This is a genomic window from Mesorhizobium sp. M8A.F.Ca.ET.207.01.1.1 (assembly GCF_004794715.1).
Lineage (GTDB): Bacteria > Pseudomonadota > Alphaproteobacteria > Rhizobiales > Rhizobiaceae > Mesorhizobium.
In genome coordinates, this window is the sequence record NZ_SRUS01000161.1 from 1 (window position 1) to 394 (window position 394).

1 protein-coding gene is annotated in these 394 nt (G+C 69.8%); it reads left to right on the forward strand.

The window, feature by feature from the left end:
* Window positions 1–394: hypothetical protein (locus tag EN850_RS33990; protein ID WP_210238019.1), on the forward strand; the 394-nt coding region annotated here is incomplete at both ends.

A 394-nucleotide genomic window follows, 5' to 3' on the forward strand; every position in this document is an offset into this window, starting at 1 on the left:
GGCATGGACATGTTCATTGCCGAGGCGGTGGCCAAGGCGGTGCACAGCGAAGGCGGCCGCCTGGTGCTGGACCAGGCGCGCTGGGACGCGCTCGATACCGACGCCGGTGGCAATCTCTGGTTCGCTGCGGTCGACGACAAGGGCGTCTGGCTTGAGCGCGGCACCATCCCGGCGGTCCACGCGCCGCTGCTTGCGCGGCTGCCGACCGTGGGTGCCAGCGAGCTCGGGTCGCTGGTGCCGCCCTATCTGGACGTGGCGCGGGTGATGATCCGCAACGAGGATGGGCGCCGCATCACCGTGATGGTGGGAGGCGCACCCAAGGGCGGGCTGCTGGACGGCGCACTGATGGTGCTGCGGCTGATCGGCCTGTGGTTCTTCCTGCCGTTGATCGTGG